The 18891-nt window shown below is 72.2% G+C and carries 18 protein-coding genes; 11 read left to right on the top strand and 7 right to left on the bottom strand.

What is annotated here, in order from left to right; genetic code table 11:
* Positions 1-325: 325 nt before the first annotated feature.
* Both BKA14_RS03105 and BKA14_RS03110 read right to left on the bottom strand, forming a co-directional pair.
* Positions 326-1327, bottom strand: a complete 1002-nt coding sequence (locus tag BKA14_RS03105) for a sugar phosphate isomerase/epimerase family protein (protein WP_184949423.1) — start codon at positions 1325-1327, stop codon at positions 326-328.
* Between the two features lie 13 nt (positions 1328-1340).
* Positions 1341-2489, bottom strand: coding sequence for a Gfo/Idh/MocA family protein (locus tag BKA14_RS03110; protein WP_184949424.1), 1149 nt, complete (start codon positions 2487-2489; stop codon positions 1341-1343).
* Positions 2490-2574: 85 nt separating this feature from the next.
* Here BKA14_RS03110 and BKA14_RS03115 point away from each other — a divergent pair, with 85 nt between their 5' ends.
* Both BKA14_RS03115 and ileS read left to right on the top strand, forming a co-directional pair.
* Positions 2575-3624, top strand: a complete 1050-nt coding sequence (locus tag BKA14_RS03115) for a LacI family DNA-binding transcriptional regulator (RefSeq protein ID WP_184949425.1) — start codon at positions 2575-2577, stop codon at positions 3622-3624.
* Between the two features lie 231 nt (positions 3625-3855).
* The gene (ileS, locus tag BKA14_RS03120) at positions 3856-6969 is read left to right on the top strand and encodes an isoleucine--tRNA ligase (RefSeq protein ID WP_184949426.1); all 3114 of its coding nucleotides are present in this window, start codon (positions 3856-3858) and stop codon (positions 6967-6969) included.
* A gap of 56 nt (positions 6970-7025) precedes the next feature.
* Here ileS and BKA14_RS03125 read toward each other — a convergent pair whose 3' ends face one another.
* Entirely contained in the window at positions 7026-8216 is a 1191-nt protein-coding gene (locus BKA14_RS03125) for a glycoside hydrolase family 3 N-terminal domain-containing protein (RefSeq protein WP_184949427.1), read from the bottom strand.
* An 82-nt stretch (positions 8217-8298) separates the two neighbouring features.
* On the bottom strand, positions 8299-8895 hold the full coding sequence (locus BKA14_RS03130) for a TetR/AcrR family transcriptional regulator (protein WP_184949428.1): 597 nt from the start codon (positions 8893-8895) through the stop codon (positions 8299-8301).
* A gap of 74 nt (positions 8896-8969) precedes the next feature.
* Between BKA14_RS03130 and paaN the strand changes: the two genes are divergently transcribed.
* From paaN to paaE, 9 genes are read left to right on the top strand one after another with little or no spacing between them, the layout of a single operon-like run.
* The gene (gene paaN, locus BKA14_RS03135) at positions 8970-10637 is read left to right on the top strand and encodes a phenylacetic acid degradation protein PaaN (protein WP_184949429.1); all 1668 of its coding nucleotides are present in this window, start codon (positions 8970-8972) and stop codon (positions 10635-10637) included.
* Positions 10638-10654: 17 nt separating this feature from the next.
* Positions 10655-11857, top strand: a complete 1203-nt coding sequence (locus BKA14_RS03140; RefSeq protein WP_184949430.1) for a thiolase family protein — start codon at positions 10655-10657, stop codon at positions 11855-11857.
* Positions 11854-12582 (top strand): enoyl-CoA hydratase/isomerase family protein, encoded by a 729-nt coding sequence (locus BKA14_RS03145; RefSeq protein WP_203722367.1) that lies wholly within the window; start codon positions 11854-11856, stop codon positions 12580-12582. The genes BKA14_RS03140 and BKA14_RS03145 overlap by 4 nt, the downstream gene beginning before the upstream one ends.
* Positions 12579-13442 carry a 3-hydroxyacyl-CoA dehydrogenase family protein gene (locus tag BKA14_RS03150; protein ID WP_184949432.1) on the top strand — a complete coding sequence of 288 codons (864 nt, stop codon included), beginning with the start codon at positions 12579-12581 and terminating at the stop codon, positions 13440-13442. The genes BKA14_RS03145 and BKA14_RS03150 overlap by 4 nt, the downstream gene beginning before the upstream one ends.
* Entirely contained in the window at positions 13439-14467 is a 1029-nt protein-coding gene (gene paaA, locus BKA14_RS03155; protein ID WP_184949433.1) for a 1,2-phenylacetyl-CoA epoxidase subunit PaaA, read from the top strand. Before BKA14_RS03150 ends, paaA begins: the two co-directional genes overlap by 4 nt.
* A complete protein-coding gene (paaB, locus tag BKA14_RS03160) occupies positions 14464-14760 on the top strand; it encodes a 1,2-phenylacetyl-CoA epoxidase subunit PaaB (RefSeq protein WP_184949434.1) in 297 nt (98 codons plus the stop codon). Before paaA ends, paaB begins: the two co-directional genes overlap by 4 nt.
* Positions 14761-14767: 7 nt before the next feature.
* Positions 14768-15628 (top strand): 1,2-phenylacetyl-CoA epoxidase subunit PaaC, encoded by an 861-nt coding sequence (paaC, locus tag BKA14_RS03165; RefSeq protein WP_184949435.1) that lies wholly within the window; start codon positions 14768-14770, stop codon positions 15626-15628.
* Positions 15625-16116, top strand: a complete 492-nt coding sequence (gene paaD / locus BKA14_RS03170) for a 1,2-phenylacetyl-CoA epoxidase subunit PaaD (RefSeq protein WP_239092946.1) — start codon at positions 15625-15627, stop codon at positions 16114-16116. The genes paaC and paaD overlap by 4 nt, the downstream gene beginning before the upstream one ends.
* Position 16117: 1 nt before the next feature.
* Complete coding sequence (gene paaE / locus BKA14_RS03175; protein WP_184949436.1) at positions 16118-17167, top strand: 1,2-phenylacetyl-CoA epoxidase subunit PaaE; 1050 nt, start codon at positions 16118-16120, stop codon at positions 17165-17167.
* Between the two features lie 6 nt (positions 17168-17173).
* Here paaE and BKA14_RS03180 read toward each other — a convergent pair whose 3' ends face one another.
* From BKA14_RS03180 to BKA14_RS44870, 3 genes are all read right to left on the bottom strand, one after another.
* Complete coding sequence (locus BKA14_RS03180) at positions 17174-17875, bottom strand: TIGR03089 family protein (RefSeq protein ID WP_184949437.1); 702 nt, start codon at positions 17873-17875, stop codon at positions 17174-17176.
* Between the two features lie 10 nt (positions 17876-17885).
* A complete protein-coding gene (locus tag BKA14_RS03185; protein WP_184949438.1) occupies positions 17886-18155 on the bottom strand; it encodes a peptidoglycan-binding protein in 270 nt (89 codons plus the stop codon).
* 215 nt (positions 18156-18370) lie between these two features.
* Positions 18371-18835 carry a DUF732 domain-containing protein gene (locus BKA14_RS44870; protein ID WP_184949439.1) on the bottom strand — a complete coding sequence of 155 codons (465 nt, stop codon included), beginning with the start codon at positions 18833-18835 and terminating at the stop codon, positions 18371-18373.
* Positions 18836-18891 lie beyond the last annotated feature (56 nt).

Here is an 18891-nt window from a genome sequence, read left to right on the forward strand (position 1 = left end):
CGGGCATCTGCGGTGCCGTGGCCCGACGTCCGGTGCGGATTCTGGCCGCCGGCGGTCGCCGAGGCGATGGTGGACTCGGCACGGAGGCAGCGACGGGCCATCTCGTGGCGCGTCAGTCCCCGTGCCTGCACAGGCCGCTGAGCACGACGCCGAACGGATGCGGCTCGGCCGGGCCGGTGCCGTGAGTGCCGGGCCGAGGACGACGACGTCTCCCATCTCGGCCGAACCGGATGGGCCGATCGCCGGCGAACCGAACGCGTGCGAGCAGCGGCAGCGTCTGGCCGTCGTTGTGGCTGACCGTGCCGGTCCGCCCGTAGGGGCAGGGTCAGACCGCGGCCGGGCGGGCCGCGGCGATCAGGTTTTCGGCGGCCTGGCGCAGGCCTTCGATCTGGTCGAGTTCGGTGTCCTCGTGTTCGATGTTGACGGCCATGTCGGGGTCGATGCGGTGCAGGGCCTGCAGGAACGGCACCCAGAACTCGTCGCCGTGCCCGCGGCCGACCGCCACGAACTGCCATGCCGGCTCGGACGGCCACTGGTTGAGTGTGTTGCGGCCGCCGAGGTTGAGCGGGTTCTGGTCGGCCGGCGTACGGGAGAAGCGGTCGTCGAGGACCCCGAACCGCCGCGCGTTGGCCTCGTTGATGCGCGTGTCTTTGGCGGCGGCATGAAAGACCCGGTCACCCAGGAACTCGATGGCGGCCACCGGATCCATGCCCTGCCAGAACAGGTGGCTCGGATCCATCTCGGCCCCCACATGCGTGGCGTTCGTCTGCTCGATCAGGCGCAGCAGCGTGGGCGGGTTGAAAACAAGGTTGTGCGGGTGCATCTCGATGCAGACCTTGACGTCGGCGGCGGCCGCCCGGGCCTGGATGTCGCGCCAGAACGGGACGGCGACCTCACCCCACTGATGGTCGAGCACGTCGAGCCATTGACTGTCCCACGGGTTGACCACCCAGTTGGCCACCGTGGCGCCGGGTTCCCCGCCGGGCAGACCGGACATGGTGACCACGCGCTTGACCCCGAGCAGGGCGGCCAGCTCGATGCTGCGGCGCAGATCCTCCGCGTGGCGCGGGCCGACCACCGGGTCGGGGTGCAGCGGGTTGCCGTTGCAGTTGAGCCCGGTCAGCGTGATGCCGGCCTGGGTGTAGCGGCCCAGATAATCCTCCCGGGCGCCGGCGCTGGCGAGCAGGTCGTCGATCGGGATGTGCGGGGCGGCGATGAAGCCACCGGTGTTGATCTCGGCGCTGGTCAGGCCCAGCTCGCCGAGGATCTTGAGGGTCTCGTCGAGGGATCGGTCGTGCAGGCAGGCGGTGTAGGCACCGAGGCGCATGGACGGGCTCCTTTCAGGGGCGGGCGGCGGACACGACCGCGTCGAGGACGCGCAGGTTGTGCAGGCCGTGGGCCAGGTCGGGGCAGGGCGGCAGGCCTTTGACGCCGGCGATCTGGTCGAGGAACGCGCGGGCCTGATAGACGAAGAAGTCGTTCTGCCCGTGGCCGACGGTGGGGAAGTCCATGGGCAGGCCGCGCGCGACGTAGGGATGCCACGGGCCGATGAAGACCGTGCGGGCGCCGTTGACCGCGACGTCGGGCGCGCCGTCGATGACGCTGAACTCGGCGGGCCGGGTCATGTCGAACGAGGCCGTGCCGTTTTCGCAGAAGAGGTCGACCCGCAGCGTGTTGGCGTGGCCGAACGCGACCCGGGACAGCGCGAACGTGCCCACCGCGCCACCGGCGTAGCTGCTGGTGAAGGTGCAGATGTCCTCGTTTTCGACTGGCGCGTGCTCGTCGCTGACCTGGACGCCCCCGGCGTGGCCCATGGCGACGCCGAGAGGTTGGGGCCTCTGCTTGATCAGGGTGGTCATGGTCGTGCCGTGGACGCCGGTGGTCTCGCCGCAGAAGAACTCGGCCAGGTCGGTCAGGTGGCTGCCGATGTCGGCCAGCACGCCCGAGCCCGGACCGCCCCGATAGCGCCAGCTCATCGGGCGTTGCGGGTCGAAACCGTAGTCGCACCAGTAGTTGCCGACGAAGTGGCGGACCGGGCCGAGCGGGCCCTCGACCTGCGCCTTGATCGCGTTGAGGGCGGGGGAGCGGCGGAACGTGAAGCCGACCGCGTTGACCAGGGCGGGCGCGGCGGCGGCCGCGGCCACCATCGCCTCGCCGTCGGCCACGCTCGGGGCCAGCGGCTTCTCGCAGAGCACGTGCTTGCCGGCGGCCAGCGCGGCCTCGACGATCTCGCGATGCAGGTTGTTGGCGACGGCGACGCTGACCGCGTCGACGTCGGGCGCCTCGACGACGGCGCGCCAGTCGGTCTCGGCGCGCTCGTAGCCGTAGCGCGCGGCGGCGTCGGCGGCGAACGGCTCGTGCAGGTCGGCGATCGCGACCAGGCGCGGGGCGGGCTGTTCCGGGCCGAAGACGGTGGCGGCCTGGCGATAGGCGTTGGCGTGAGCGCGGCCGACCATGCCCGCGCCGATCACTGCGACTCCGAGTGTCATGGGCACCTCGTTAAAGCGCTTTAAGGATGCCTGTAATATCGATGTTGATCTCGCTGGGTGTCAAGCCGGTGGCAAGGAGTGAATAGTGGATCAGCGACCGCGGCTGTCCGACGTGGCGGCGCGCGTCGGCGTCTCACCCGCCTCGGTCTCGCTCGTGCTGCGCGGCGCCCCCGGCCCGAGCGCCGAGACCCGCGAGCGGGTGCTGGCCGCGGCGGCCGAGCTGGGCTATCGCGCCGACCGCACGGCCAGCCTGCTGGCCCGCCGCCGGCGTCACCTGCTGGGCGTGCTGCTCGACGTGCGCAACCCGTTCCACGCCGAGCTGGTCGAGGAGATCCAGGTCGAGGCCGACGAGGCGGGCTACGAAGTGGTGCTCTCGACGCTGACCCGCGCCCGCGACGAGGCCCGCGCCGTCGAGACCCTGCTCGACTTCCGGTGCGAGGCCCTCATCCTGCTCGGGCCCGACGCGCCCGACGCCGCCCTGGGCGCGCTGGCCACCCACGTGCCCTGTGTCGTGGTCGGCCGCATGGTGCGGGGTCTCGACGTCGACGTGGTGCGCCCGGCCGACGACGTGGGGGTCGACGCCGCGCTCGACCACCTGATCGGTCTCGGACACGCGCGCATCGCGTTCGTCGACGGCGGGCGGGGTGCGGTGGCCTCCGCGCGGCGGCGCGGCTATCGGCGGGCGATGCGCCGGGCCGGTCTCGAGGCGGCGGTGTTGCCCGGTGATCACACCGAGGAGGGCGGCGTACGGGCGGGCCGGCTGCTCGCGGCCGCTCCCGACCGGCCGACCGCGGTCGTCGCCTCCAACGACCGGCTCGCCGTGGGCCTGATGGACGCGCTGCTCCGAGCCGGCGTGGGCGTCCCGGGCGACGTCTCCGTGGTCGGCTACGACGACAGCAGCCTGGCCCGGCTGGCCCACATCGATCTGACCTCGGTCAACCAGGACGCCCCGGCCCAGGCCCGCAACGCCGTGCTGGCCGCCGTCTCGCGCCTCGACGGCGGCCGGACGGCGGCGAGCGAGATCGTGTTGGTCCCCCGTCTGGTGGTCCGCGGAAGCACTGCGGAAAACCTCATGGCAGCCCGCGAACCGGGCCCGGTAGCATCAACGGCGCAGGGCGCTGATGGGGACGAGTAGGACCGCACGCAGCCAGGAGAGACCCGGGGACGGTGGAAGCCCGGGGGTGTGCGCGGCCCGAAGATCACCCCGGAGCCGCCGGAGGAAAGGCCACACGGCCGAGTAGAACCGGCAGCACCACTTCGAGTGGGTCGTGGCGTGACAACCACGGCCAAAGAGGGTGGTACCGCGGGGTGAGCCTCGTCCCTCTGTTGACGACGTACGACATGACACGTCCGACGGAGGAATGCCTTGTATCGCCAGGTGCCCGCGCAGGTGGACCTGCCCGCGCTCGACCACGACGTCCTGCGGTTCTGGCAGGACAACAAGATCTTCGCGCGCAGTCTCGAGCAGTCCGAGGGCCGCCCGGAGTGGGTCTTCTACGAGGGCCCGCCCACCGCCAACGGCATGCCCGGGGCCCACCACATCGAGGCCCGCGTCTTCAAAGACGTGTTCCCGCGCTACCGCACGATGAAGGGCTTCCACGTCGCCCGCAAGGCCGGGTGGGACTGCCACGGCCTCCCGGTCGAGCTGGCGGTGGAGAAGGAGCTCGGGTTCAGCGGCAAGCAGGACATCGAGGCGTACGGGGTGGCCGCGTTCAACGACCGCTGCCGGGCCTCGGTCACTCGCCACACCGACGCCTTCGCCGAGCTCACCGAGCGCATGGGCTACTGGGTCGACATGGCCGACGCCTATCGCACGATGGATCCGCAATACATCGAGTCGGTCTGGTGGTCGCTGCAGCAGATCTTCGACAAGGGCCTGCTGGTCGAGGACTTCCGCGTCGCCCCGTGGTGCCCGCGCGACCAGACGACGTTGTCCGACCACGAGCTGGCCCAGGGTTACGAGACCGACGTCGACCCCGCCGTCTACGTGCGGTTCCCGCTCACCTCGGGCCCGCTCGCCGGCACCACGTCGCTGCTGGTCTGGACGACCACGCCGTGGACGCTCGTGTCCAACACGGCCGTGGCGGTCAACCCCACGGTGTCGTACGTGGTGATGACCGACGGCACCGAGCGCCTGGTGCTCGCCGAGCCGCTCGCGAGCCAGGTCCTGGGTGAGGGCTGGACGGCCACGGGCGAGACCTTCACCGGCTCCGAGCTCGAGCGCTGGACCTACGAGCCGCCGTTCCAGCTGGTCGAGGTGCCCGACGCGCACATCGTGATCCTGGCGGGTTACGTGACCACCGACAGCGGCACCGGCCTGGTGCACCAGTCGCCGGCGTTCGGCGCGGACGACCTGGCCAGCTGCCGGGCGTACGGATTGCCGATGGTCAACCCGGTGCGGCGCGACGGCACCTTCTCCGCCGATCTCCCGATGGTGGGCGGCCTCTTCTTCCGTACGGCCAACGAGCCGCTCGTCGAGGAGCTGCGGCGCACCGGCCTGCTGTTCCGCCTCGATCCTTACGAGCACCAGTATCCGCACTGCTGGCGCTGCCACACCGCGCTGATCTACTACGCCCAGCCGTCGTGGTACGTGAAGACCACCGCCGTACGGGATGCGCTGTTGCGGGAGAACGAGCGGACGACCTGGCAGCCCGAGACGGTCAAGCACGGCCGCTACGGCGACTGGCTCAACAACAACGTCGACTGGGCGCTGTCGCGTAACCGCTACTGGGGCACGCCGCTGCCCATCTGGCGCTGCGACGAGGGCCACCTGACCTGCATCGGCTCGCTGGCCGAGCTCGGTGAGAAGGCCGGCCGCGACCTGTCCGGGCTCGACCCTCACCGGCCGTACATCGACGAGGTGACTTTCGCCTGCCCGCAGTGCACGGCCACGGCGACCCGCGTGCCCGAGGTCATCGACGCCTGGTACGACTCGGGTTCGATGCCGTTCGCCCAGTTCGGCTATCCGTATCACAACAAGGAGTTGTTCGAGCAGCGCTTCCCGGCGCAGTTCATCTCCGAGGCGATCGACCAGACCCGCGGCTGGTTCTACACGCTGATGGCGGTGAACACGCTGGTCTTCGACCGCTCGTCGTACGAGACAGTCGTGTGTCTGGGCCACATCCTGGCCGAGGACGGGCGCAAGATGTCCAAGCACCTCGGCAACATCCTCGAGCCGATCCCGCTGATGGACACGCACGGCGCCGACGCGGTGCGCTGGTTCATGGCCTGCGTGGGATCGCCCTGGTCGGCCCGTCGCGTCGGGCACAACACGCTGCAGGAGGTCGTTCGCAAGACGCTGCTGACGTATTGGAACACCGTCGCCTTCCAGGCGCTGTACGGCCGGTCCTCGGGCTGGACGCCGTCGGCCGCCGATCCCGCGCCGGCCGAGCGCCCGCTGCTCGACCGCTGGGTGCTGTCCGAGCTCAACGACCTCGTCCGCAAGGTCGACGCGGCCTACGCGGGCTTCGACACCCAGGAGGCGGGCCGGCTGCTGGCCGGGTTCGTCGACGACCTGTCGAACTGGTACGTCCGCCGCAGCCGCCGCCGGTTCTGGCGCGGTGAGCCGGCCGCATTGGCCACGCTGCACGAGGCCCTGCGCACCGTGACGCTGCTGATGGCGCCGCTGACGCCGTTCGTGACCGAGCGCGTGTGGCGCGACCTGGTCGTCGAGGTCGACCCGCGGGCGGCCGAGTCGGTGCACCTGGCCGCGTTCCCGGAGCCCGACGAGTCGCTGATCGACCCGGCCCTGTCGACGCAGATGGGCCTGGTCCGGCGGCTGGTCGAACTGGGCCGGGCGGCCCGCGCCGAGTCGGGCATGAAGGTGCGTCAGCCGCTGTCGCGCGCCCTGGCCTCGGCGTCCGGTTTCGACACCCTGCCCGCCGATCTGCGCGCCGAGATCGCCGCCGAGCTCAACGTGGGGGAGGTGGGCGCGGTCGCCGGTTCGTTCGTCGACACGACAGCCAAGGCCAACTTCCGTACGCTGGGCCGCCGGTTCGGCAAGAAGGTGCAGGTCGTCGCGCAGGCGATCGCGGCCGCCGACGCCGCACAGCTCAAGGACGCCCTGCGGGCCACGGGGACGGCGTCGCTGGAGGTCGACGGCGAGCAGGTCACGTTGAGCCCCGATGAGGTCGTCATCACCGAGACCCCGCGGGCGGGCTGGGCCGTGGCCTCCGACTCGGGCGCCACGGTGGCGCTCGACCTGTCGCTCACTCCCGAGCTGCGGCGGGCCGGCATCGCACGCGACGCGGTCCGGCAGATCCAGGAGGCGCGCAAGGCCAGCGGTCTGGAGGTTTCCGACCGCATCGAGCTGCGCTGGTCGGCCCAGGGCGAGACGGCACAGGCCCTCACCGAGCACGCCGCCCTGGTGGCCGACGAGGTGCTGGCCACGTCCTACGCGGAGGGCGAGCCCACCTGGCCGGGCGCCCAGCAGTTCACCGACGAGTCCATCGGCCTCACGTTCGGGCTGCGCAGGGCCTGACCGGGGCGGTGGCGCCGGCGGTTCGCCGTCGGCGCCACCGATCGCCGCGGGCCGAGTCAGTCGCAGCGGAGGAGGCCGGCCTTCTCCTTGGTCTGCAGCACGTGACGGGCGGCGTCGTCCACCCGGGAGCGGAAGGACTGATCGGATTCGGCCTTGGCGATGAGGGCGCCGGCCATCGGGGCCGCGTCGGAGGGGACGATGGTCAGCACCATGTCGCCCCCGGCGGCCACGAAGCGGGTCGCGCGCTGGGCCGGCGGCACACCGGTGACGGCCCGGGCCGCGCCCAGATCGTCAGAGATCACCAGGCCCTCGAAGCCGATCTTCTCCCGGAGCAGCCCGGTGATGATCGGCTTCGAGAAGGCGGCGACCGCGCCGGGGTCGATTTTCGGATAGCGCGCGGAGGAGATCATCACGGCGGCCGACCCGGCGTCGATGCCGGCCTTGAACGGGGCCAGGTAGGGGTCGTCGACGGTCGCGGTGTTGTCGGTCGCGCCCGTCGAGACGTCGGTGTTGACCCGTACCCGGCCCAGGCCCGGGAAGTGCTTCAAGGTGGTCAGCACCCCGGCGTCCTGTGAGGCGGGCACAACCGTACGGATGGCGGCGGCCACGCGGACCGGGTCGGAGCCGAACTCGCGGCGGAACGCCCCGATCGGCGGGTTGTCGGCGCCGATGCTCGTGGGGACGGTGTCGGCCACCGGGGCCAGGTTGAGGTTGACGCCGATGCCGGTCAGCCGGCGGGCGCTCTCACGGGTGGTGTCGCGCAGCGCCGCCGGTGATCCGGAGCCGAGCCGATGGGCCGACGGCAGCCGTGGGAAGTCGGGGCCCTTGAGGGTCTGCACGCTGCCGCCCTCCTGGTCGACGGCCACCAGCATCGGCAGCTCGGCGCGCTTCTGCAGGCCGGCGATGTCCGACTTGAGGGCGGCGGCGGTGTGTGTGCTGCGGCCGCGCAGGAACGCCCCGCCGACGTGGTAGCGCCGCAAGGTGTCACCGGCGCCACTGGGCGCGTTCACCGCAACGCCGATCATGAGCAGCTGACCGGCGCGTTCGGCCAGGTCGAGGCCTTCCAGAGTGCGGGTGACGCAATCCGGGGCCGGCGAAGGCGAGGTGGACGCTGACGCTGACGCTGACGGTGGCGCGGCCGAGGAAGGCGAAGGCGACGCGGAGGAGGGCGACGGCGTTTCCTCGGTGGAGCAGGCGCCGGACGCCAGCAGGACGGCGACCGTCAGAACGGCCAGGCTTCGCTTCATCGGCGACCACGCTAGCCAATCGGAACGTCGGCGCAACCGGACGTGCGCCGATGGTGCACAAGCCGGGGAGATCTTGTGTGGATCAGGTCCGCAGGCCGTCGAAGGCGAGCACGGTCACCGCGTCGGCGATCGACTCGGCGCTGCCGGGACGGGGCCTGTACCACTCGGTGAGGGAGTTGACCATGCCGAGGAGCAGGCGCGCCGCGGTCGGCGGGTCGATGTCGGGCCGTACGTCGCCCTCGGCCTGGGCCTGCTTGACGAGCTCGGTGACCAGGCCGTCGAACTCGCGCCGCCGGGCCAGCGCGTGCTGCTCGGCCGCCGTGTTGCCGCGCACCCGCAGCAGGACCGTCACGTACTCGAAGCGGTCGGACAGCACGATCACGCTGCGCCGGATCAGCTGCTCCAGCCGTTCCAGGGCGGAGACGTCGAGCGCGCGGACCTCGTCGGCCGCCTCGAACAGCCCGTCCAGCGCCCGGTCCATCGCCATCTGCAGCAGCTGCTCCTTGCTGGCGATGTGGTGGTAGACGCTCGATTTGGTGATGCCGAGCGCCACCGCGAGGTCGTACATGCTCGTGTAGTCGTAGCCGCGCTCGTTGAACAGCCGCACCGCGACGGCCAGCACGGCATCCTGGTCGTGACCGGGGCGTCCGCGCCGGCGGGGCGCAGCAGAAGATGCCATTGTCGCTCCCGGGGTTGATTTACCTACCGAACGGACGGTAGATAAATAGGCACGCGAGCGCAAGGGAGCGCAGGATGACCACCCCCGCCGAGTTCTTTCAGACGCATGCCGAGCTGCTCGACCAGGCCGTCCGGGCCACCACCACCCGTGACTACTGGTCGGCCTTCCCCGAGTCGCCCAGCAAGTCGGTCTACGGCGAGACCGCCGCCGGTGAGGGCGAGAGCGCCTTCCAGGCCCTGCTCGGCCGGCCGTTCCCGATCGAGGTGCCCGGCGCCGTGGGCAGCGTCGCCACCGAGCGGTCCCCGTGGGGTCCCGAGCTGGGGGTCAGCTATCCCAAGGCCGACCCGCTGGCGCTGGTCGCCGCGGCCCGCGCCGCCACCTCGGCGTGGCGCGCCGTCGGGCCGGAGGGCCGGGCCGGGGTCGCCGCCGAGATCATCAAGCGGATCAACGCGCGCAGCTTCGAGCTGGCCCACGCCGTGCAGCACACCACCGGCCAGGCCTTCGTCATGGCCTTCCAGGCCGGCGGCCCGCACGCGCAGGATCGCGCGCTCGAGGCGGTGGCCTACGCGCTGGCCGCCACCCGCAGCATCCCGGCCACCACCGAGTGGAGCAAGCCCCAGCGCGGCGGTGACCCGCTGCGGCTGAGCAAGACCAGCACGGTCGTCGGCCGCGGCGTCTCCCTCGTCATCGGCTGCACCACGTTCCCCACGTGGAACAGCTATCCCGGCCTGTTCGCCAGCCTGGTCACGGGCAACCCGGTGATCGTCAAGCCGCACCCGGGGGCCGTGCTGCCGCTCGCCATCACCGTGCAGATCTGCCGCGAGGTGCTGGCCGAGGCCGGGCAGAACCCCGACCTGGTCACCCTGGCCGCCGAGGAGCCCGGCGACGGCATCGCGGCCACGCTGGCCACCCACCCCGACGTGCGCATCGTCGACTTCACCGGCTCCAGCGAGTTCGGCAACTGGCTCGAGGCGAACGCGCGTCAGGCCGTCGTCTACACCGAGAAGGCCGGCCTCAACACGGTCGTCGTCGATTCCACCGACGACTACAAGGGACTGCTGCGCAACCTGTCCTTCTCGCTCTCGCTCTACAGCGGCCAGATGTGCACGACCCCGCAAAACATCCTGGTCCCGGCGTCCGGCATCGAGACCGACGCCGGTCACCGCAGCGTCGAGGAATTCGGGGCCGACCTGGCGGGCGCGCTCGACAAGCTGCTGGGCGACCCGGCCCGTGCGGCCGGCACGCTCGGGGCGATCGTCAACGACGGCGTGCTGGCCCGGCTGACCGAGGCCGCGGGCGCGAGCGGCGTCATCCACCCCACCACCGAGGTCGCCGGCGAGCACCCCGGGGCGACGATCCGGACGCCGGTGGTGATCAGCCTCGACGCCGCCGACGATAAGACGTACACGCGGGAGTGGTTCGGCCCGGTGTCGTTCGTGATCACCACCGAGTCGACCGAGCACAGCCTGCGCATCCTGGTCGAGACGGTCCGGGCCCACGGGGCGCTCACCGCGCTGGTCCACTCGAACCGGCCCGAAATCCTTTCCGCTGCGCGGGAGGCGGCGCTCGACGCCGGGGTGCACCTCGCCGAAAATCTCACCGGTGGGGTGTTCGTCAACCAGACCGCCGCGTTCAGCGACCTGCACGGCTCCGGGGCCAACCCGGCGGCCACGGCCTCGCTGAGTGACGACCATTTCGTCACCGGCCGGTTCTTCACCCTGCAGTCGCGTCACCACGTCTGAGCGGAAGGAACTACACGATGGCCGAGGCCTTTCTCGTCGGCGGCGTCCGCACCCCCCAGGGCAAGTACGGCGGCGCGCTCGCCGGCTTCCGTCCCGACGACCTCGCCGGGTTGGTCGTCCGCGAGGCGGTGGCCCGCGCCGGGGTGCCCGCCGACGAGATCGACGAGGTCGTGCTGGGCGCGGCGAACCAGGCGGGGGAGGACAATCGCAACGTGGCCCGCATGGCGGTGCTGCTGGCGGGCCTGCCCGACACCGTCGGTGGTTACACGGTCAACCGGCTCTGCGCGAGCGGTCTGACCGCGATCGTGTCGGCGGCCAACCAGATCCGGGCCGGCGAGGCCGACCTGATCGTGGCCGGCGGCGTCGAGTCGATGACCCGCGCGCCGTGGGTGATGCAGAAGCCGGGCACCCCGTGGGCGCGGCCTGGCGAGGTGGTCGACACGTCGCTGGGCTGGCGCTTCACCAACCCGCTGTTCAAGCAGCACGATCAGACCGCGGGCCGCGGCCCGGAGGACCGCCGCATCACGCTGAGCATGGGCGAGACCGCCGAGGAGGTGGCCGCGCTCGACGGCATCACCCGGGCCGAGAGCGACGCGTTCGCGTTGCGCAGCCACGAGCGGGCGATCGCCGCGATCGACGCCGGGCGATTCGGCGACGAGATCGTGCCGGTCGGCGACGTCAGCACCGACGAGATCCCGCGCCGCGGCTCCACGCTGGAGAAGCTGGGCGGCCTGAAGACGGTCTTCCGCAAGGACGGTGTGGTCACGGCCGGGTCGTCGTCCCCGCTCAGCGACGGCGCCGCCGCGCTGGTCGTGGCCAGCCGGGCCGCCGTCGAGCGCTACGGGCTGACCCCGCGCGCCCGGGTGGTCACCGCGGCCAGCGCCGGGGTGCCGCCGCAGCTCATGGGTCTGGGCCCGGTGCCCGCCACGCAGAAGGCACTCGACCGCGTGGGCTGGGCGGCGACCGATCTCGACGCCGTGGAGCTCAACGAGGCGTTCGCGGTGCAGTCGCTCGCGGTGATCCGCCGGCTCAAGCTGGACGAGGAGCGGGTGAACGCCGACGGCGGCGCGATCGCGCTCGGTCACCCGCTGGGCTGCTCGGGCGCGCGGCTCACGGTCACGCTGCTCGGCCGCATGGAACGGGAGAACGCCCGGCGCGGCCTGTCCACCCTGTGCGTGGGTGTCGGTCAGGGCGTCGCGATGCTGGTGGAACGGCCGTGACGACACTCGCCGTCGAGGAGTTCGACGACCGCGTGGTGGTGACGTTGCACCGGCCCGAGGCCCGCAACGCCATCAACGCGGCCATGGTCGCCGAGCTGCACGACGTGTGCGCGGCTCTGGAGGCCGAGCCCAGGCTGCTGCTGATCACCGGGGCCGGGGGCACATTCGCCGCCGGGGCCGACATCGGCGAGCTGCGTGACCGCGGCCGCGAGCAGGCACTGCAGGGCATCAACCGCGCGGTGTTCGACCGGATCGCCAAGCTGCCGCTGCCGGCGGTGGCCGCCGTCGACGGTTACGCGCTGGGCGGGGGCGCCGAGCTGGCGTACGCGTGCGATGTCCGCCTGGCCTCACCGGCGGCCGTCTTCGGCAATCCGGAGCCGGGGTTGGGCATCCTCGCCGCGGCCGGCGCGTGCTGGCGGCTGCGGGAGCTGGTCGGGGCCTCGGTCGCCAAGCAGGTGCTGCTGGCCGGGCGGCGGCTCGACGCCGACGACGCGCTGCGGTTCGGGCTGGTCGCCGAGGTTGTGCCGGCCGAGAAGCTGCTCGAGCGGGCGCATGCCGTGCTCGACCGGATGGCCCGCTCCGGCCCGCTCGCGCTGCGCCTGACCAAGCTGGTGGCCGACGGCGGCGGGCATCCGCTGACCGACGACCTGGCTCAGGCGATCCTCTTCGAGTCCGACGACAAGCGCGCCCGGATGGACGCCTTCCTGGCGGGTGGCCGGTCGTGACCGCCACCGTGCCGAAGCTCGTCGCCGTGGTCGGGGGCGGACGGATGGGGGCCGGGATAGCCCAGGTCTTCGCCGTCGCCGGGTCGGTGGTGAGCCTGGTCGAACGCGACCCGGCGGCCGCCGCGGCGGCCCGTGACCGGGTGGCCATGGGCCTGCTGCGGGCAACCGAGAAGGGCGTGCTCGACGAGTCGTCCGACGCCGTCCTGGAACGGTTGCGGCTCGTCGACGACGTGAGCGGCCTGAGCCCCGACACCGATCTGGTGGTGGAGGCCGTCCCCGAGGACGCTGCGCTCAAGATCCAGGTGCTGGCCGCGGCCGAACAAGCGGCCGGCGAGCAGACGGTGCTGGCCAGCAACACCAGTTCGCTGTCGATCACCGGGCTGGCCGGCGGGCTGCGCCGGCCGGAGCGGTTCCTGGGCCTGCACTTCTTCAACCCGGTGCCCGCCAGCAAGCTCGTCGAGATCGTGACCAGCTCGCTGACCAGCGATCAGGCGCGTGATGCGGCCCGCTCGTGGGTGGCCGGGCTGGGCAAGAGCGAGGTCGTGGTCCGGGATTCGCCGGGCTTCGCCACCAGCCGCCTCGGGGTGCTGCTCGGGCTCGAGGCCATCCGCATGCTCGAAGAGGGCGTGGCCGACCCGGCGGCGATCGACCGGGCGATGGAACTGGGCTACCGGCACCCGATGGGCCCGCTGCGCTCCACCGATCTGGTCGGGCTCGACGTGCGCCTGGCCATCGCCGAGCACCTGCACCGCGAGCTGGGGGAGCGCTTCGCCCCGCCGCGGCTGCTGCGCGACAAGGTGGCCCGCGGCGAACTGGGCCGCAAGGCCGGACAGGGCTTCTACACCTGGGAGGTGTCATGAGCGAGCAGGTCTTCGCCGACACGATCGAGAAGGATCAACGGATCGAGCCCCGCGACTGGATGCCTGACAAGTATCGCGCGACGATGATCCGGCAGATCGCTCAGCACGCCCACTCCGAGATCATCGGGATGCAGCCCGAGGGCGCCTGGATCACCCGGGCCCCGTCGTTGCGGCGCAAGGCGATCCTGCTGGCCAAGGTGCAGGACGAGGCCGGCCACGGGCTCTACCTGTATTCGGCGGCCGAGACGCTGGGGGCCGACCGGGGCGACCTGACCCGCCGGCTCATCGAGGGCCGGCAGAAGTACTCGTCGATCTTCAACTACCCGACGCTGACGTTCGCCGACGTCGGGGTGATCGGCTGGCTCGTCGACGGCGCCGCCATCTGCAACCAGGTGCCGCTCTGCCGCAGCTCGTACGGGCCGTACGCGCGGGCCATGATCCGGATCTGCAAGGAGGAGTCGTTCCATCAGCGGCAGGGCTACGAGCTGCTGATGACGATGATGCGCGGCACCGAGGCGCAGCGCGCGATGGTGCAGGACGCGGTCGACCGCTGGTGGTGGCCGTCCCTGATGATGTTCGGCCCGCCCGACGGCGACTCGCCGAACACAGCCCAGTCGATGGCCTGGAAGATCAAGCGGCACACCAACGACGAGCTCCGGCAGCGGTTCGTCGACATGAGCGTGCCCCAGGCCGAGGCGCTCGGCGTGCGGCTGCCCGACGACGACCTTCGCTGGAACGCCGACCGGGAGCACTACGACTTCGGCGCCATCGACTGGTCCGAGCTCAAGCGGGTGATCTCGGGTGACGGGCCGATGAACGCCGAGCGGATCGCCCACCGGCGCCGGGCCGACGAGGAGGGCGCCTGGGTCCGCGAGGCAGCAGCAGCCCACGCGGCGAAAAAGCGGGAGGCCGCGGCAAAAAAGCGCGAGGCCACGGCGGAGAAACGCGAGACCGCGGCGAATGAGCGCGAAGCCGAGGCGGCTCCCGCCGGCGAAGAGGCGAAGCAGCGGGAGGCGCGCGCATGAGCGGCGAGATCCGGCACGAGTGGCCACTGTTCGAGGTGTTCGTGCGAGCCAAGCGCGGCCTCAACCACGTGCACGTGGGCTCGTTGCGGGCCGCCGACCACGAGATGGCGCTGCACCACGCGCGCGACCTCTACACGCGGCGCAACGAAGGCGTGAGCATCTGGGTGGTGCGCTCCGACGATGTGGTGGCCTCCGGCCCCGACGAGAAGGATGCGTTCTTCGCGCCCAGCGGTGACAAGGTCTACCGCCACCCGACGTATTACGCCATTCCCGACTCGGTCCCGCACATCTGAGGCCGCCATGTCCTTCGACGACGCCTACCAGGCCCTCACCGATCACGACGACGACGCGCGCTGGGCGTACGGGACGGGTTTCGCCGACCCGCTGGCCGGGGTACCGACCGCCCTGCCCGAGGGTGTGGCCCCGCCTGACCTGGCCGCGTACTGCCTGATGCTCGGCGACGACGCGCTGATCATGTCGCACCGTCTGCAGCAGTGGGTGACCCGCGCCCCCGAACTCGAGGACGAGATGGCGATCGCCAACATCGCGCTCGACCTGCTCGGCCAGGCCCGCCTGCTGCTGACCCGCGCGGCCGAGGCCGAGGGAGCCGGGCGCGACGAGGACGCCCTGGCCTATCTGCGCGAACCACCGGAGTTCCGCCACGTGCGGTTCGCCGAGGCCGCCAGTGCCGACTTCGCGCAGCTGGTGGCCCGGCTGCTCGTGTTCGCGACGTGGCGGCTGGCCCTGCTCGACCGGCTGGCCACACACCGCGACCCGGTGCTGGCGGCGATCGGGGCCAAGGGCGTCAAGGAGGTCGCCTACCACCGCGACTACGCGGCCGGCTGGGTCGTGCGTCTGGGCGACGGCACCGAGGTGTCGCACCGGCGCATGCAGACGGCGGTCGACGCGGTGTGGCCGCTGATGGGCGAGCTGTTCGCCGCGCACGAGGTCGAGCTGCGCGTGGGCGTCGACCCCGCGTCGCTGCGGGAGGAGTGCGACGCCGTCTTCGCCGAGGTCCTGCGCGCGGCGACACTCCGGCCCGGCCCGGAGCGGCCGGAATCGGAGACCGCGGGCCGCGACGGTGAGCACGGCGACGAGCTGACCGACATCCTCGGCGAGCTGCAAAGCCTGGCCCGCGCCACCCCCGGCGGTGTGTGGTGATCAGCGCGGCCGAGGTGGCGGCGACGGTCACCGACCCCGAGCTGCCCTTCCTCACGCTGGCCGACCTGGGCATCCTGCGCGAGGTGCGGGAGACCGGCGACGGCGTCGAGGTCACCATCACCCCCACGTATTCGGGCTGCCCGGCCATGGCGGCGATCGAGTCCGACCTGCGCCGCGCGCTGCACCGGGCCGGGTTCGAGCGCGCAAGCGTGCGGACCTCGCTCGCCCCGCCCTGGACCACCGACTGGATCTCGGCCGCGGGCCGGGCCAAGCTGGCCGCGGCCGGCATCGCCCCGCCCGGACCCGCGCCCCGGCGAACGACCGGGCCGGTGCCGCTGACCCTCGGCGTCCGGGACGAGCCGGTCGCCTGCCCGCGCTGCGGCGAGCCGGGCACCGAGCGGCTGGCCGCGTTCGGCGCCACCGCCTGCCGTGAGCTGCGGCGCTGCCCGGCCTGCCGGGAGCCTTTCGAGCACGTGAAGGAGATCTGACGTGCGGGACTTCCACGCGCTGCGGGTCGCCGAGGTCGAGCGGCTCTGCCCCGACGCCGTCGCGGTGACCTTCGACGTCCCCGGCGACCTGGCCGGCCTCTACGCGTTCCGGCCCGGCCAGTCGCTCACCGTGCGGCGGCCCGGCGACGACCGGGACGAGCGGCGGTCCTATTCGATCTGCGCCCCGGCCGGCGACCGCCCGCGCATCGGCGTCCGCGAGGTGCCCGGCGGCCTGGTCTCGGGGTGGCTCGTGCACGACGTGCGGGTCGGCGACGAGGTCGAGGTGGCCCCACCCTCGGGCACGTTCACGCCCGACGTCGAGGCAGGCGGCCGGCACGTGATGATCGCGGCGGGCTCCGGCATCACCCCCGTGTTGTCGATCGCCACCTCGCTGCTGCGCAACCCGGCCGCCCAGATCGCCGTGCTCTACGGCAACCGCCGGGCCGACACGGTGATGTTCGCCGAGGAGCTGGCCGACCTGAAGGACCGGCACCCGTCCCGGCTCGAGCTGGTGCACCTGCTGTCCCGCGAGGCGCGCGAGGTCGACCTGCTCAGCGGCCGGCTCGACGGCCCCAAGCTGCGCGCCCTGCTGCCGGTGCTGCTCGACGTGCCCGCCGTCGACCACTGGTGGATCTGCGGCCCGTACGGGATGGTCGTCGACGCCACCGAGGTGCTGGCGGAGGCCGGGGTCGCGCCGGAGCGGATCCACCGCGAGCTTTTCTGGGTGGACGAGGCGCCGCCGGAACCCGTACGGGACGACCCGGGAACTCACGAGGGCAGCGAGGTCACGGTGCTGCTCGACGGCCGCTCGACGACCGTCACGGTGGCGAAGAGCGACACCGTGCTCGACGGCGCCCAGCGCAGCCGCCCCGATCTGCCGTTCGCCTGCAAGGGCGGGGTCTGCGGCACGTGCCGGGCCCGGGTGGTGGAGGGCGAAGTGGCGATGCGGCGCAACTTCGCGCTGGAGCGGGCCGAGGTCGACGCCGGGTTCGTGCTGACCTGCCAGTCCACCCCGCTGACGGAGAAGGTGACGGTGAGTTTCGACGACTGACAGCAGTTAGAGGACTTTGGTGACGCCTTCCCCGGCGATGCGCGCGTCCAGACGGGACGGGTCGAGGTTGGCGCAGAGCACGATCGACGCGCCCACCGACAACGGGCCGAGCAACCAGATCAGTGGTTGCTCCTGGACGGCTGTGTCGATCAGCACCCGGTCGCCCGCGCGGATGCCGTTGCGCTCGGCGACCCCGGCCGCCGCCTGCGCGTATTCGCGATAGGTGGTGCCGTCGGCGACCGCGGGCAGATGCTCCTGGATCTCGTGCCGGGGCGGGTGCACACCCAGGTGGGGCCGCAACGAGCTGATGTAGTCGCGATAGCCGTCCGGCACGTCGCCGGTCGCCTCGCCGTGCGGGGCCAGGCCGAGCACGAACTGGTGCCGTCCGGCGGGCACCTCGTCGAGCCAGTGGCCGACGCGGCGGCGTTCCACGAATGTGACGTCGAGCGGGTCACCCGCGGGGGTGAGGCCGGCGGTCGCCCAGCCACGGATCGACAGCTTCAGGCCGGCCGACCACGCGCCGAGCAGCACGGCCGCGGTCTGCCAGTGCGGCGGCAGCAGCACCGCCGCGGTGTCGCCGGGGCCCAGCCCGCCTTCGGTGAGCAGCGCGGACGTGGCCGCCGCCCAGCCACCGAGCTCACCCGCGGTGAGGCCGAAACGCTCACCGGACCTGTCGTCGTAGTAGGTGAGAAGGTCACCGGCCGTCATCGGGCCAAGGCTACGCCGCCAGAAAGAACCGTCGCTGCGCGGCGTAACGCGTCAACAGGTGGACCGTGCGGGGCCCGGCGACGCCGTCCTCGACGAGGCCGGTGCGCGCCTGGAAGACCCGTACGGCCTCGGTCAGCTCCTCCTCGGACGGGCCGGGCAGCATGTCGAGCTCGGCGAGCAACTCGCGCACACACTCGGGGTCGGGCGGCGGGGGCGTGCCCAGGCCGATCACGCCGCCGACCGCGGTGCCGACCACTGAGAGCAATCCTCGTGCGGACATCTCGTGCCTCCTGCTGGTTTTGGGGGGTGTCTCCAGCATCGGGCGGCGGACTGTGAACGACATCGGACCGGCGTCTCGGAACGCTGAGCCCCGATCCGACTTTCGGCTGACCCCGCTCTGTGGCTCAGGGCAGGCCCAACGCGCGGCTCAGGCCGGGCTCAGGCCGGGCTCGTCGTGCGGCTCAGACAAGGCCCGGGTCGGGTTCGTCGCGCGGTTCAGGTCGGGCAGGCGGCGGTCCGGGCCAGCCTCAGCACCGTCCGGGCATCGGTGGCCGCCAATCCCTGGTCGGTCATGGCGGTCACCATCGCGGCATTCTTGCGTCCCCGCTTCAGCTCGGCACACGTCTGCTCGCCGAGCGCCGCGATCTCCTCGTCGCGCCGATCGATCACGACCTCGGGCAGACGCTCCCGCACGGCTGCGACGAATCGGGTCATGTCCCGCTGCGGAGGCCGGGTCGTGGTCCGGGTGGGTGCCTTCGCTTGCGGTTCCTCCTCCCGTACGGCGGGAGCCGGCGAAACCCGTACGGCAGCCACCGGTGACGACGGCGTGGCGGCGTCGGGCGACGGTCCCTGCGGCGCCGGGGCCAGCGGGGCGGTCGGCGCCGGGTCGGAGCAGGCGGTCAGCGTCCCGAGCAGGGCCACGACGACCAGGGGCGCGGAGAAAACGGGCCAAATACGCACGCGACGACCGTAGGCGCGCGGCCCCGGCCGATGCCCCGGCGCGCCCACCGTCGGGT

The sequence above is a fragment of the Paractinoplanes abujensis genome, assembly GCF_014204895.1.
GTDB classification, from domain to species: Bacteria; Actinomycetota; Actinomycetes; order Mycobacteriales; family Micromonosporaceae; genus Actinoplanes; species Actinoplanes abujensis.

What these genes read in the sequence shown, in the direction of transcription:
- BKA14_RS03105 (WP_184949423.1), bottom strand. Translation starts at nt 1,327, where the DNA reads ATGCGCCTCGGTGCCTACACCGCCTGCCTGCACGACCGATCCCTCGAC.
- BKA14_RS03110 (WP_184949424.1), bottom strand. Translation starts at nt 2,489, where the DNA reads ATGACACTCGGAGTCGCAGTGATCGGCGCGGGCATGGTCGGCCGCGCT.
- BKA14_RS03125 (WP_184949427.1), bottom strand. Translation starts at nt 8,216, where the DNA reads ATGAAGCGAAGCCTGGCCGTTCTGACGGTCGCCGTCCTGCTGGCGTCC.
- BKA14_RS03130 (WP_184949428.1), bottom strand. Translation starts at nt 8,895, where the DNA reads ATGGCATCTTCTGCTGCGCCCCGCCGGCGCGGACGCCCCGGTCACGAC.
- paaN (WP_184949429.1), top strand. Translation starts at nt 8,970, where the DNA reads ATGACCACCCCCGCCGAGTTCTTTCAGACGCATGCCGAGCTGCTCGAC.
- BKA14_RS03140 (WP_184949430.1), top strand. Translation starts at nt 10,655, where the DNA reads ATGGCCGAGGCCTTTCTCGTCGGCGGCGTCCGCACCCCCCAGGGCAAG.
- paaA (WP_184949433.1), top strand. Translation starts at nt 13,439, where the DNA reads ATGAGCGAGCAGGTCTTCGCCGACACGATCGAGAAGGATCAACGGATC.
- paaB (WP_184949434.1), top strand. Translation starts at nt 14,464, where the DNA reads ATGAGCGGCGAGATCCGGCACGAGTGGCCACTGTTCGAGGTGTTCGTG.
- paaC (WP_184949435.1), top strand. Translation starts at nt 14,768, where the DNA reads ATGTCCTTCGACGACGCCTACCAGGCCCTCACCGATCACGACGACGAC.
- BKA14_RS03180 (WP_184949437.1), bottom strand. Translation starts at nt 17,875, where the DNA reads ATGACGGCCGGTGACCTTCTCACCTACTACGACGACAGGTCCGGTGAG.
- BKA14_RS03185 (WP_184949438.1), bottom strand. Translation starts at nt 18,155, where the DNA reads ATGTCCGCACGAGGATTGCTCTCAGTGGTCGGCACCGCGGTCGGCGGC.